Annotated in this window: 10 protein-coding genes and 4 pseudogenes; 5 read left to right on the top strand and 9 right to left on the bottom strand. The window is 68.1% G+C overall.

The genetic code is table 11. The annotated features are described in order from the left end of the window. Positions 1-98: 98 nt before the first annotated feature. The 4 genes and pseudogenes from FRZ33_RS07265 to grxD all read right to left on the bottom strand — a co-directional run bounded on the left by FRZ33_RS07265 (position 99) and on the right by grxD (position 5,234). Positions 99-3,363, bottom strand: a pseudogene (locus tag FRZ33_RS07265) (TonB-dependent receptor). A gap of 196 nt (positions 3,364-3,559) precedes the next feature. After that, positions 3,560-4,159, bottom strand: coding sequence for a YhgN family NAAT transporter (locus FRZ33_RS07260; RefSeq protein WP_146908744.1), 600 nt, complete (start codon positions 4,157-4,159; stop codon positions 3,560-3,562). Beyond that, a complete protein-coding gene (locus FRZ33_RS07255; protein ID WP_146908742.1) occupies positions 4,156-4,914 on the bottom strand; it encodes an SDR family NAD(P)-dependent oxidoreductase in 759 nt (252 codons plus the stop codon). Before FRZ33_RS07255 ends, FRZ33_RS07260 begins: the two co-directional genes overlap by 4 nt. After that, positions 4,911-5,234 (bottom strand): Grx4 family monothiol glutaredoxin, encoded by a 324-nt coding sequence (gene grxD, locus FRZ33_RS07250; protein WP_146908740.1) that lies wholly within the window; start codon positions 5,232-5,234, stop codon positions 4,911-4,913. The genes FRZ33_RS07255 and grxD overlap by 4 nt, the downstream gene beginning before the upstream one ends. Positions 5,235-5,343: 109 nt before the next feature. Between grxD and sodB the strand changes: the two genes are divergently transcribed. Further along, positions 5,344-5,922 carry a superoxide dismutase [Fe] gene (gene sodB, locus FRZ33_RS07245; RefSeq protein WP_146908738.1) on the top strand — a complete coding sequence of 193 codons (579 nt, stop codon included), beginning with the start codon at positions 5,344-5,346 and terminating at the stop codon, positions 5,920-5,922. Further along, a complete protein-coding gene (locus FRZ33_RS07240; protein ID WP_146908736.1) occupies positions 5,922-6,968 on the top strand; it encodes an ABC transporter ATP-binding protein in 1,047 nt (348 codons plus the stop codon). The genes sodB and FRZ33_RS07240 overlap by 1 nt, the downstream gene beginning before the upstream one ends. Positions 6,969-7,006: 38 nt before the next feature. On the opposite strand, the pseudogene FRZ33_RS07235 reads toward FRZ33_RS07240, so the two are convergent. Both FRZ33_RS07235 and purE read right to left on the bottom strand, forming a co-directional pair. Continuing rightward, a pseudogene (locus tag FRZ33_RS07235) lies at positions 7,007-8,156 on the bottom strand (5-(carboxyamino)imidazole ribonucleotide synthase). Then, entirely contained in the window at positions 8,153-8,659 is a 507-nt protein-coding gene (gene purE / locus FRZ33_RS07230) for a 5-(carboxyamino)imidazole ribonucleotide mutase (RefSeq protein WP_146908735.1), read from the bottom strand. The pseudogene FRZ33_RS07235 and the gene purE overlap by 4 nt, the downstream one beginning before the upstream one ends. Before the next feature lie 65 nt (positions 8,660-8,724). On the opposite strand from purE, the gene FRZ33_RS07225 reads away from it, so the two are divergent. Further along, complete coding sequence (locus FRZ33_RS07225; RefSeq protein WP_146908733.1) at positions 8,725-8,991, top strand: Trm112 family protein; 267 nt, start codon at positions 8,725-8,727, stop codon at positions 8,989-8,991. Continuing rightward, positions 8,991-9,843, top strand: a pseudogene (nadC, locus tag FRZ33_RS07220) (carboxylating nicotinate-nucleotide diphosphorylase). Before FRZ33_RS07225 ends, nadC begins: the two are co-directional and overlap by 1 nt. 3 nt (positions 9,844-9,846) lie before the next feature. On the opposite strand, the gene FRZ33_RS07215 reads toward nadC, so the two are convergent. Continuing rightward, positions 9,847-10,647, bottom strand: a complete 801-nt coding sequence (locus FRZ33_RS07215) for an FHA domain-containing protein (RefSeq protein ID WP_146908731.1) — start codon at positions 10,645-10,647, stop codon at positions 9,847-9,849. Positions 10,648-10,774: 127 nt separating this feature from the next. Here FRZ33_RS07215 and FRZ33_RS07210 point away from each other — a divergent pair, with 127 nt between their 5' ends. Then, entirely contained in the window at positions 10,775-11,095 is a 321-nt protein-coding gene (locus FRZ33_RS07210) for a DUF3301 domain-containing protein (protein ID WP_146908729.1), read from the top strand. Between the two features lie 9 nt (positions 11,096-11,104). Here the strand turns inward: FRZ33_RS07210 and FRZ33_RS07205 are convergent, their stop codons facing one another. Further along, positions 11,105-11,524, bottom strand: a complete 420-nt coding sequence (locus FRZ33_RS07205) for a ClpXP protease specificity-enhancing factor (protein ID WP_146908727.1) — start codon at positions 11,522-11,524, stop codon at positions 11,105-11,107. Then, positions 11,521-12,157: pseudogene (locus FRZ33_RS07200) on the bottom strand (glutathione S-transferase N-terminal domain-containing protein). Before FRZ33_RS07200 ends, FRZ33_RS07205 begins: the two are co-directional and overlap by 4 nt. Between the last annotated feature and the right edge of the window lie 50 nt (positions 12,158-12,207).

Raw genomic sequence — 12,207 nt, 5'->3', positions numbered from 1 at the left:
TGAACGGTCGACTTTACCACCGCGCGGTGGCGTCGGAACGGGCATAAAAAACGGCCGGCGGTTTCCCGCCGGCCGTCGATTCGCCACGAGGGCGTCGGTCAGAACTGGTACTTGAAGCTCAGCATGACCGACCAGCGCGACACCGCGGTGTTGCCCTTGTCGTTGTTGTTTTCCTGCACGCCCAGGCCGCCGGCCGGACCCGTCCAGTGGTACACGTACTTGCCCTCGGAGCCCGCCGGGCAGGTCGGGGTGACGGTCGCGGTGCAGATGCCGGCGTAGTTGGCCAGCTGCTGCGTCGAGTTGAAACCGTAGTCCTCGATCACGCCCCAGTCTTCGTTGAGCAGGTTGCCGATGTTCATGATGTCGAGCGCCAGCATGGACTTGTGGCCTTCCGCGAAGCCCGGGAGCTCCTGGGTGATGCGCACGTCGAAGTTGTTGACGAAGTCGGTGCGGAAGCCGTTGGCCGGGGCGATACGGCGCAGTAGGCCGCCAGCTCCGGGTTCTGGGCCAGGTACTCGAAGAACGACTCTTCCATCGCCGCGCCGCCGGTCCAGATCACGTCGCCCGGGCCGTTCGGCACGTAGAACAGGTCGTTGAACGCGCCGTTGTCGCCGTTGGCGTCGTTGCGGAAGATGTAGCTGAACGGACGGCCCGAACGACCCTCGTAGAACATCGCGACGCGGGTTTCGTTGTCACCGAAGAAGTTGTGCTTCCACTGCACGGTGCCGGTGATTCGGTCCTTGATGGCGTAGCGCGAGTCGTAAGCGACGCCTTCGTTGAGGTTGCCGATCAGGTTGCTGCCCCAGTTCGACGAGTTGGTCGAGCTGGTCATCGGGCTGACATCGGTGGCTTCGGTGTAGGTGTAGGCCAGGCTCCAGGCCCAGGCGTCGCCCATCGCACGGTCGAGGCTGACGGTGAACTGGTTGCTCTCGCCCTTGTCGGTGTTGCTGATCAGGAACACGTCACCGACGCCGTTCGGACGGAAGGCACGGTTGAACGCGCCGTTGGTGCCGTTGGACATACCGAAGCTGCCGGTGTTGGCCGGATCCAGGCCGGCGTCGTTCCAGAACAGCTCGCGGCCGTCCGGACCGATGGCGGTCACGCCCTGGCCCGCGGCGTTGTACGGGTCGAGGCGCTGGATGAAGATGGCGTCCTTGACCTGGGTGTGCAGGAACTCGGCAGTGAACACGATGCCGTGCCACGGCAGCTCGTGGTCGAACGCGATGTTGGCCTTCCACACCGACGGCAGCGCGAAGTCGGGCGCGATGATGTCGACGTTCTGGCGCGGGCAGCTGGGCAGGGTCGGGATCGGGGTGCAGGCCGGGTCGGTGCCGGAGGCCGGGATGTACGGTGGCACGGTCGGCTGGAACGCGCCGCCAAATTCCTCGTACTGCACGTAGTTCAGACCGGTGTTCTGGTAAGCGCCGGCCAGCCAGACGTTCGGCGAACCGCGCCTAACAGGCCCACGCCACCGCGGACCTGGGTCGGACGCTCGCTGTCGAAGGTGTAGTTGAAGCCGAAGCGCGGCGCCAGGATGTCGGCGTCGACGGTGTTGGAGTTGTCGTAGCCGTAGATGTTGGAAACGTACTCGTTGTACAGGCGCTGGTCGTCGAAGTCAGGCTTGTCGTAGCGCAGGCCGAACAGCAGGGTCAGGTTGTAGTTGACCGCCCAGCTGTCCTGCACGAACAGGCCGGTGTTCGCCTGCTCGTAGGCCGCCGGGATGTCGGCGTAGCTGCCACCCGGACGCGGTGCGCGCACGATGTAGCTGTTCGGCGTGCCGGCCTGGAAGTCGGCCAGGCTGTTGAACACGTACACGCCGTTCAGGTCGCGGCCGTAGAAGTTGACGATGTCGTTGTTTTCCCAGTCGAAACCAAACTTGATCGTGTGGTCGCCAACGAACAGGTTGCCGGCGCCGAAGACGCTGGTCTGCTTGGTGTCGATCAGGTTGACGTGGGTGTTCTGCTCGGTGCCGATGAAGATCGAGCTGTTGCCGCCGAAGCCACGGATTTCGATCTGCGGCAGGTTCGAATTGGCTTCGCGGATCGCGGTGTAATCGCGCTGCGACACCTTGAACTCGGTCGAGAAGTTCTCGGACCAGTCGCTGAAGACCTCGAGCACGGTGCTCTCGAATTCCTTGGCGTAGTTGTACCAGAACGAGCTCAGCGAGACGGAGTTGTTGTCCACCTGCGGGAAGCGCAGCACGCCCTGTTCGAGGAAGCTGTAGCGCAGCGCCGCACGATGGTTGTCGGTGATGTTCCAGTCCAGCTTGATCGCGTATTCCTCGATCTCGGTGTCGGCGTTGAGGCCACCAGTGCCGCCGGCGTCGAAGCCGAACGAGGTGGCGGCGGCCTGCACATCGGCGATGTTCTGGTCGGTGATGTTGCCGTTGCCGTACGGGGTGGCACCGAAGCCGGTGGCCGGGGCCGAACGCACGTAGTTCTCGTAGTTCACGAAGAAGAACAGGCGGTCCTTCAGGATCGGGCCGCCGAAGGTGGCGCCGTAGGTGTCCTCGGACTCGAAGCCGTTGAACTCGACGCCGTTGAGGTCCTCGCGCACCCAGTCGCCGTCGCGTAGCGTGTAGTACGCCGAACCGTGGAATTCGTTGGTGCCCGACTTGGTGACGGCGTTGACGACCGCACCGGTACCACCGGAGATGGTGGTGTCGTAGTTGGCCACGTCGATGTTGATCGCCTCGATGGCGTCGATGGACACCGGCTGGCGCTCGGTCGGCAGGTTGTTCGACTCCAGGCCGAACGGGTCGGACGTGCCGACGCCGTCGATCTTGATCAGGTTGTAGCGGGTGTTCTGGCCGCCGGCCGAGATGGCGCCGTCGGACTTGCTGGTCTGCGCGATGCGCGGATCCAGGCGGATGTAGTCCTGGATGTTGCGGTTGGCGGACGGCAGCGCTTCGATCTGCTCGCGGCTGACGTTGGTACCGGTGCCCATCTTGTCCGCGCTGAAGACTTCGGAAAGGGTCGTGGTGCCGGTGACTTCAACGGTTGCCAGGGTGGTGGTCGCCTGGCCCAGGGTGGCGTCGACCGAGGTGGTCTCGGCGAGCTGCAGGTACACGCCTTCGCGGACTTCGGTCACGCCGTCCTTGACGATGGTGATCGTGTACGGGCCGCCGACACGCAGGCCGCGGGCGCTGTAGCGGCCGTCGGCACTGGTGGTGGCCGTGCTGGTCGTGCCCGTGGGCGTGTGCAGGATGGTCACCTGCGCACCGGCGACCGGCTGCGAATCGGCGGAAACGATGCGACCGCCGACGACGGCAGTGGTGTTCTGGGCGAACGCCGGCGCGGCCGCGAGGGCGATAGCCAGGCCGAGGGAGAGCTGCGACAGCCGAACCCGGTTGCGATTGGTCATGGTTGTGGACCCTGATTTTTAGTGGCTAGTAAAGAAATGGAGTGCGGCATCCCGCCGCGGTGCCTGACGGGCCAGGCACGGCTGTTCCTTGAAATCGCTTGCCAGGTTGGGTGTCCCCTGCGTCCCCGGGCAATAACAAGAGTTTAACACGGTACCCCGGCCACATGTCATTCAGGTGACAAGGCGGGGCCGAAGGTCACAGACCGGGAGCGGCCCTCAGGTAGGCGGCCACGCCGTCCAGCAGCATCTGGACCGAGATGGCCACCAGAAGCATGCCCATCAGGCGCTCCACCGCGGTCAGGACCCGCATGCCCAGGATCTTGTAGAGGTAGGTGGCGGAGAACAGCAGGACCGCCGTGGCCAGCCAGGCCAGGGTCAGGGCCAGGGTCCAGTCGGCCATCCGGCCCGGCTCCTGTGCGGCCAGCAGCATGACGGCCGCCATGCCCGAGGGGCCGGCCACCAGGGGGATGGCCATGGGCACGATGAAGGGCTCGCCTTCCGGCACCTCGCCGAACATGCCCTCGGCACTCGGGAAGATCATCTTCAGGCCGATCAGGAACAGCACGATGCCGCCGGCGATCGAGACCGATTCCTGGCGCAGGTGCATCATCTCGAGCACGTACTTGCCGCCCCACAGGAACAGCATCAGGACGCCCAGGGCGATCAGCAGCTCACGCGCGAGCACGATCCGGCGGCGCTTGCCCGGCAGCGGCTTGAGCAGGCCCAGGAACACCGGGATGTTGCCCAGCGGGTCGAGGATCAGGAACAGCAGGAGCGCGGCGGAAAGCGTGGTCATGCCGGCACCCTCGGGGCCCAGATGGCACCCCGGTGGGCGATACCCGCAGGAGACAGCAGGTGGACGCAGGCGGGGGCATACGCCGCCGGGGCGGGAACACGGAGCTGGGCCTCGTCGGCATAGGCGCGGGCGCGCAGGTCGGTGCGCATCGGGCCAGGTTCGAGGCCGGCGACCCGGACCGGGGTGCTGTCGGTTTCCGCGCTGAGCTGCCTGACCAGGCTGGCCAGGCCCTGTTTCGCCAGTCCGTAGGCGCCCCAGTAGGCCTTGCCCACCCGCGCCGGGTCATCGGTCACGAACACAACCGCGCTGTCTTCCACTTTGCGCAGCCAGGGCAGGCAAGCCTGGGTCAGCAGCCATGGCGCGGTGAAGTTCACGTGCAGGTTGCGCACGAAGGCCTCGGGCGCCGTGGCTTCAAGTGGCGCCAGGCCGGTGAATTCGGCCGCGCAGTGCAGCAGGCCGTGGATGCCGCCGAGTTCGCTGCCGACCTTGGCCGCCAGGTCAACGTAGTCCGCCGGGTCGGCCCCGGCCAGGTCGATCGGGTACAGGGCCGGTTCGGGCCCGACCAGCTTCACCGCGTCGTAGACCCGGTTGAGCTTGGGCACGCGCCGCCCCAGCAGTACGACCGTGGCGCCCGCGCGGGCGCAGGCCTTGGCGGCCTCGGCGCCAAGACCACCGTGCGCACCGGTGACCAGCACCGTGCGTGCGGCCAGGGCGTCGGCCGCCACCGCCGGCAGCGGTGCCTCGGCCTGGCTCATGCGGCTTTCTGCGCCTCGGCCACCATGCGGGCCAGTTCGCCGCTGTCGTACAGCTCGACGGTGATGTCGCAGCCACCGATCAGCTCGCCGTTGACGAAGAGCTGCGGGAAGGTCGGCCAATCGGAATAACGCGGCAGGCTGGCGCGCACTTCCGGATCCTCCAGCACGTTGACGCTGTGGAAACTGGAGGCACCCGCATTCTTCAGCGCCTGCACGGCACGGCTGGAGAAGCCGCACATCGGGAACTGCGGCGTGCCTTTCATGAAAAGCACGATGGGATGGCCTTCGACCTCGGCCTTGATGCGGTCCATGACGCTCATGGAAAACTCCGTTCGGGACGCGGCCCCGGGACAGGGCGCGATAAGGGCTAGAATTATACGGCCAAGGCCCGGCCCGCCGGCGCCCAGCCCCCTCAGAACGGAGATTCCCATGGCCATCGAACTGCCCGCCCTGCCCTACGACCGCGCCGCCCTCGAGCCGCACATCTCGGCGGAAACCATCGATTTCCACTACGGCAAGCACCACCAGACCTACGTCACCAACCTCAACAACCAGATCAAGGGCACCGAGTTCGAGGATCTCGATCTCGAAGCCATCATCCGCAAGGCCCAGGGCGGCATGTTCAACAACGCCGCGCAGGTCTGGAACCACACCTTCTACTGGAACTGCCTCAAGCCCAACGGTGGCGGCGAACCGACCGGCAAGCTGGCCGATGCCATCAACAAGGCCTTCGGTTCGTTCGCGGCGTTCAAGGAACAGTTCACCCAGACCGCGCTGACCACCTTCGGCTCCGGCTGGGCCTGGCTGGTGCAGCGCCCGGATGGTTCGCTGGCGCTGGTCAGCACGCCCAACGCCGCCACGCCGCTCACCGGCAACGACACCGCCCTGCTCACCTGCGACGTCTGGGAGCACGCCTACTACATCGACTACCGCAACGCCCGCCCGAAGTACGTCGAGGCGTTCTGGAACCTGGTGAACTGGGACTTCGTGGCCGACCGCCTGGCCTGATGACCGGCGCCCCGGCCCTGCTCGAAATCGACCGGCTGTCCTGCGCCTACGCAGGGCAGCCGGCGGTGCGCGAGCTGGGCCTGACGCTGCGGCCGGGCGAGCTGGGCTGCCTGCTCGGCCCCAGCGGCTGCGGCAAGACCACGCTGCTGCGCGCCATCGCCGGTTTCCACGCGCCGGAATCGGGCACGCTGCGCCTGCGCGGCGTGGACGCCATGGCGCTGCCGCCGGAAAAACGCGGGCTGGGTTTCGTCTTCCAGGACCTCGCCCTGTTCCCGCACCTGACCGTGGCCGACAACGTCGGCTTCGGGCTGCACCGCCTGGATGCCAAAGCGCGTCTGGAACGCAGCCTGGAAACTCTGGCGCTGCTGGGCCTGTCCGGCCTCGGCAACCGTTACCCGCACGAACTGTCCGGTGGCCAGCAGCAACGTGTCGCCCTGGCGCGATCGCTGGCGCCGCGTCCCGACCTGCTGCTGCTCGACGAACCTTTTTCCAGCCTGGACGCCGACCTGCGCGGCCGCCTGCGCGACGAACTGCGCGCACTGCTCAAGCGCCTGGGCATCGCCGCCCTCCTCGTCACGCACGACCAGGAGGAAGCCTTCGCTTTCGCCGACACCGTCGGCGTGATGAACGCCGGCCGCCTGCTGCAATGGGCGCCGGGTTTCGAGCTCTACCACCGCCCGGCCACGCCCTTCGTCGCGTCCTTCGTCGGCGAGGGCCGCTTTCTCGCGGCCCGCGTGATCGACGGCCGCCGCGTCAGCACCGCCCTGGGCGAACTCACCGTCGGCGTCGACCTGCCCTTCCCGGTCGGCAGCGCCGTGCGCGTGCTGTTGCGGCCGGACGACCTGATGCCCAGCGACGACAGCGGCATCGAAGCCGAAGTCAGTGCCATCGCTTTCCGCGGTGCAGAAACGCTGCACACGCTGAAGCTGCCCGACGGCACCGCGCTGACCGCCCTGTTTCCCAGCCACCAGCAGCGCGAACCCGGCGACCGGGTGCGGGTGCGGCCGGACCTGGCGCATGTCGTGGTGTTCGCCGAATTCGACTGAGGCGCGGCCCACGGGAGCGGATCAACCCCGCCCCGGATTCAACGCGATTGAGCCAGCCGTTCGATCACGGGGGCGACCTGGGCTTCGCGGCCAAGGGATCGGCCAACACGCTCCAGCGCGGTCGCCAACTCTTGCCCGGACTCCGCGCGCAAGGTCGCATGCCCGACCTTGCGGCCCTCGCGCGCCGACTTGCCGTAGTCGTGCCAATGGCCGCAGGACTCGGCCAGCACCGGCGCCGCCGGCGGCATCGTGCCGATCCAGTTGAGCATGCAGCTGTGGCCGATGGCGCGGGTGTCGCCGAGCGGCAGGCCGAGCACGGCACGCAGGTGGTTCTGGAACTGCGACGTCTCCGCACCCTCGATCGTCCAGTGGCCGGAGTTGTGCACGCGCGGCGCCATTTCATTGGCCAGCAGCACGCCATCCTTCAGGAAGAGTTCGAGCGCGAACACACCGACGTAATCCAGCGCCTCGGCCACCTTGCGCGCGGTGGCCAATGCCTGCGCCTGCAACGTGTCGTCCACGCGGGCCGGCGCCAGGCTGGCGGAAAGGATGCCGGATTCGTGCCAGTTTTCGGTGAGCGGCCAGGCCCGCAGTTCGCCATCGCGGCCACGCACCGCGACCACCGACAGTTCGCGCTGGAAGGCGACGAAACCCTCGAGGATCAGGCCGACGGTACCGGCCTGCGCGCCAAGCGCTTCCCACGCCGCATCGGCGTCTGCGGGCGATTTGATGCGGAACTGGCCCTTGCCGTCGTAACCCAGGCGCCGGGTCTTGAGGATGCAGGGTGTGCCGATGGCCGCCAACGCGGTGTCGAGGCCGGCACGCGAATCGATCGTGGCGAATTCCGGCACCGGGATGCCGAGCTCGCGGAACAGGGATTTTTCCGCCAGCCGGTCCTGCGCCACCGACAACGCGCGTGGGCTCGGGAACACCGGCACACGCTCGGCAAGCCACTGCGCGCTTTCGGCCGGCACGTTCTCGAAATCGAAGGTGGCCACGTCCACGCGGGCGGCGAAGTCGGCCAATCCGTCCTGGTCGCGGTAGTCGGCCTGCAGCAGCGGCGCGAACTGCGCGGCACAGGCGTCGGGCGTGGCGTCGAGCACCAGGGAAGCGCAAGCCCAGCGGCGCACCGGAAAGCGCGAGCATGCGGGCCAGCTGCCCGCCCCCGAGGATGCCGACCGTGGTCACGGCTGCCGCGGGTCCGGCTTGTCGAGCACGTCGCGGGTCTGCCTGGCACGGAAGGCGTCGAGTGCCTCGCGCACCGCAGCGTGTTCCGGCGCCAGCAGCGCGGCGGCGAACAGGCCGGCATTGGCGGCACCGGCGGCACCGATGGCGAAGGTGGCAACCGGGATGCCGGCCGGCATCTGCACGATGGACAGCAGCGAATCGAGACCGTTGAGCGACTTGCTCTGCACCGGCACGCCCAGCACCGGTACCGGCGTCATCGCGGCCAGCATGCCGGGCAGGTGGGCGGCGCCGCCGGCACCGGCGATGATCGCGCGCAGGCCGCGGCCGAATGCCGACTTCGCGTATTCGACCAGCAGTTCCGGCGTGCGATGCGCGGATACCACCCGCACCTCGTGCGGCAAGCCCATCTGTTCGAGGCGCGCGACCGCGTGCTGCATCGTTTCCCAGTCCGATCGGGAACCCATGACGACCCCGACCAGCGGGGCTACGACGGCTTGGTTCATGGCGGGTGGCTTCGGCAAAACGCTATTCTAGACCCCAAGCCCCCTGCCCGGACACCGACCCGCCCATGGACCGCAAGCTGCTCGACATCCTCTGCTGCCCGACCAGCAAGCAGCCCCTGGCCCTGCTCAACGGCCCGGACCTGGATGCGCTCAACAAGGCCATCGCGGCCGGCAAGCTCAACCGCGCCGATGGCAGCGCCCAGTCCGAGCCACTGACCGAAGGCCTGATCACCCGCGACCGGCGCACGGTGTACCGGGTCGAAGACGGCATCCCGGTGCTGCTGGCCGACGAGGCCCTGGCAACCGCCCAGATCGGCGATTTCCCGCGCTGATGGCGCCCTTGCAGCCGCCTCCGGCCGCCGTGGTCGAAGACGACGTCGCCCGCGCGCTGGCCGAAGACCTGGGGCCCGGCGACGCCACGGCCGCCCTGCTGCCCGACGGTCCGCAGCAGGCCTACGTGATCGCCAGGGAAGCCGGCGTCATCGCCGGCCGGCCCTGGTTCGACGCCTGCTTCAAGGCCCTGGACCCCGACGTGGTGATCGACTGGCGCGTGGCCGAAGGCCAGTCGGTGGCCGCCGGCACCGTGCTGGTGGTCCTGCACGGCCGCGCGCGCGCCCCTGGTCAGCGGCGAACGTCCCGCGCTGAATTTCCTCCAGACGCTTTCCGCCACCGCGAGCCGCACCGCCGAACACGTGGCGGCCGTTGCCGGCACCCGCACGCGCATCCTCGACACCCGCAAGACCCTGCCCGGCCTGCGCCAGGCACAGAAATACGCGGTGCGCGCCGGTGGCGGCGACAACCACCGCATGGGCCTGTACGACGCGGTGATGCTGAAGGAAAACCACATCCACGCCGCCGGTTCGATCGCCGCCGCCGCAACCGCCGCGCGCGCGAAACACCCGACCCTGCCCCTGATCATCGAGGTCGAGTCGCTGCAGGAGCTTGACCAGGCCCTGGCCACCGGCTGCGACCGCATCCTGGTGGACGACTTCAGCCACGACGACCTGCGCGAGGCAGTGCGTCGCGCGGCCGGGCGCATTCCACTCGAAGTATCCGGCGGCGTTACCCTGGACCGCCTGCCGGCGATCGCCGCCACCGGCGTGGACTGCGTTTCGGTCGGCGCCCTCACCAAGCACGTGCAGGCGCTGGACCTTTCTTTGCGGCTGGGGCCGCCGCCGGGCTGAGCCTCAGCGGCCCATCATCAACGCGACGATCACCACGACCGCGGCGGCGGTCAGCATGATCGGCACCCACTTGCTCATGCCCGGCGCGGCGGCCTGAGGCATCTCGGCGTGGCTGGTCGCCAGGCGGGTGGTCTGCTGCGCCATTTCCATGCCCGGCGCGACCACGATGAAACGCACGGCGTCGAGCCGCAGCTCATCGCCCGGGTTCAGGAACCCCTGCTGCACGCGCCGACCATTGATGTAGGTGCCGTTGGACGAACCCAGGTCCTCGACCGACAGGCCGTCGCCGCTCGGCTTCACCAGTGCATGGCGGCGGGAGATCTCCTCCGCCTGCACCGAGATGTCGCACTCGGCGGCACGGCCGATCGCCACCGGCCCGGTGATCGGGAATATCTTGCCGAACACCGCGCCCGAAACGCCGCGCAGCATGTACTTTGGCACCGCCATGCGCACGCGCGTGGCGCCGGTGTCTTCGTCGGATCCCGGCGTCACGCCCGGCGGCGGCGGCGCGCTGCGCGCCGCCTCGACGAGGGCGTACTTGGCCAGCACCGGGCCGATTCCGATCTGGTCGCCCGGCCGCAGCGCCATGATGTCGAGCACGGTTTTGCCGTTGACCGAGACTTCGCCACCGCCATCGGGAACCTGCAGGTTCGCACCCGTGCTGGTGACGTGGATTTCGCAATGACGCGCGACGATCCCCGGACCGTTCAACACAACCGCATTCTCGGTGGCCGAACCGATCCTGTTCACGCCGGTACTGAGCAGCACCTGCGCATGTTCGCCATTGGGAAACACCAGTTTCATCTTCGCTCTCCTGCGAAACGGCGATGGCCCTCGGGGCCGGCGTCCGCGCCTATCTTAGCCATGCGCGTGAAGACGCGTCAGGGGGTGCCGTCTTGTGGCAAGTCCCGGCCGTCCCCACACTGCATGGATGCTCTCGACCCTGATATCCCTGCTTCTCGCGATAGCGCTGCTGGCCTTCTGGTTCGCCGGCCGCGCGGCCGCCGAAACCGCCACCTGGCTGGGCCAGCAGGCCTGCGCGCGCGCCGGCGTGCAGTGGCTCGATTTCAGCGTGCATCTGGTCGCCATGCGCCTGGCGCGTGGCCCGGACGGCTGGCTCGGCCTGGAACGCCACTACCGCTTCGAATATTCCAGTGGTGGCGAAGACCGCCACGCCGGGCGCATCGTGCTGCATGGCCGCCGGCTGGTGGCCCTGGCCGGACCGATGCCACCGCAGGACACGGCGCACTGAGGGTCGCGCCTACTTGACCACGCGCAGGTGGCTGCGCCGGGGCGCTTCACCGCCATCGGGCGACGGCGTGGGATCGGGCGAATCGTCGGGCATCTGCGCGCCGTCGTCCGGCAGCATCATGCCCTGCCCGGTTTCCTGCGCGTAGATCGCCAGCACGGCGGCAACCGGCACCTTCACCCACTGGCTGACGCCGCCGAAACGCGCCTTGAACCGCACCTCCCGGTTGTCCATCACCAGCTGCTCCACCGCACGCGGCGCGATGTTGAGCACCACGCGCCCGTCCTTCACCGTCGACGGCGGCACCTGCACGCCGTCCTGGCCGGCGTCCACCAGCAGATAGGGCGTCATGCCGTTGTCGTTGATCCACTCGTTCAACGCCCGCAGCAGGTAGGGGCGGTTGGAATCCATCGCCGGAACCGCGTCGGTCATTGAGGCAGCTCGCGCAGGGCCTTTTCTTCCGGCGTGAGGCTGCGCAGGTAGGCCGGGTTGCGGAAGATCCGCATGCCGTAGTCCTCGATCGGCTTGGCTTCCTTGGGCAGCACCACGCCCAGGGGCCGGCAGCCGCCAGATGATCGGTGCGATGGCGCAATCGGCCAGGCTCATTTCCGGATTGAGGAAGAACTTCGACGCCTTGAACAAGGGCAGCGCCGCCAGCAGCAGCTCCTTCAGGCGCTTGCGGCCGGCGTCGGCCTGCGCCTTGGTGCCGTGCTGGATGGCCTGCACGTGCGGCACCCATTCGTGCTCCAGGCGCAGCATGGCCAGGCGCAGGCGGGCGCGGGACAGCGGGTCCACCGGCATCAGCGGCGGGTGCGGATAACGCTCGTCCAGGTATTCGGACACCACCGAAGCCGCGTAGAGGACCAGGTCGCGGTCCACCAGCGTCGGCACCGAATGGTAGGGATTGAGGTCCACCAGGTCCTCGGGCGGGTTGCCCGGATCCACCGGCACCAGTTCGTAGGTGACGCCCTTGGCCGCCAGCACCAGCCGCACGCGGTGGCAGACGACACAATCACGGGAAGAAAACAGGGTCAGGGCGTTGCGGATGCGTGGACTGGCAGCCATCAGGGGTCCCCCAAGGCGCCGCCAGCCCCTGCCGGCGGTCGTCGGAAGCC

It is taken from the genome of Arenimonas daejeonensis, assembly GCF_007993735.1.
Taxonomy (GTDB): Bacteria; Pseudomonadota; Gammaproteobacteria; order Xanthomonadales; family Xanthomonadaceae; genus Arenimonas; species Arenimonas daejeonensis.
The sequence above is the reverse complement of the archived record's forward strand: the minus strand, read 5'-3'. Positions and strand labels throughout refer to the sequence as shown.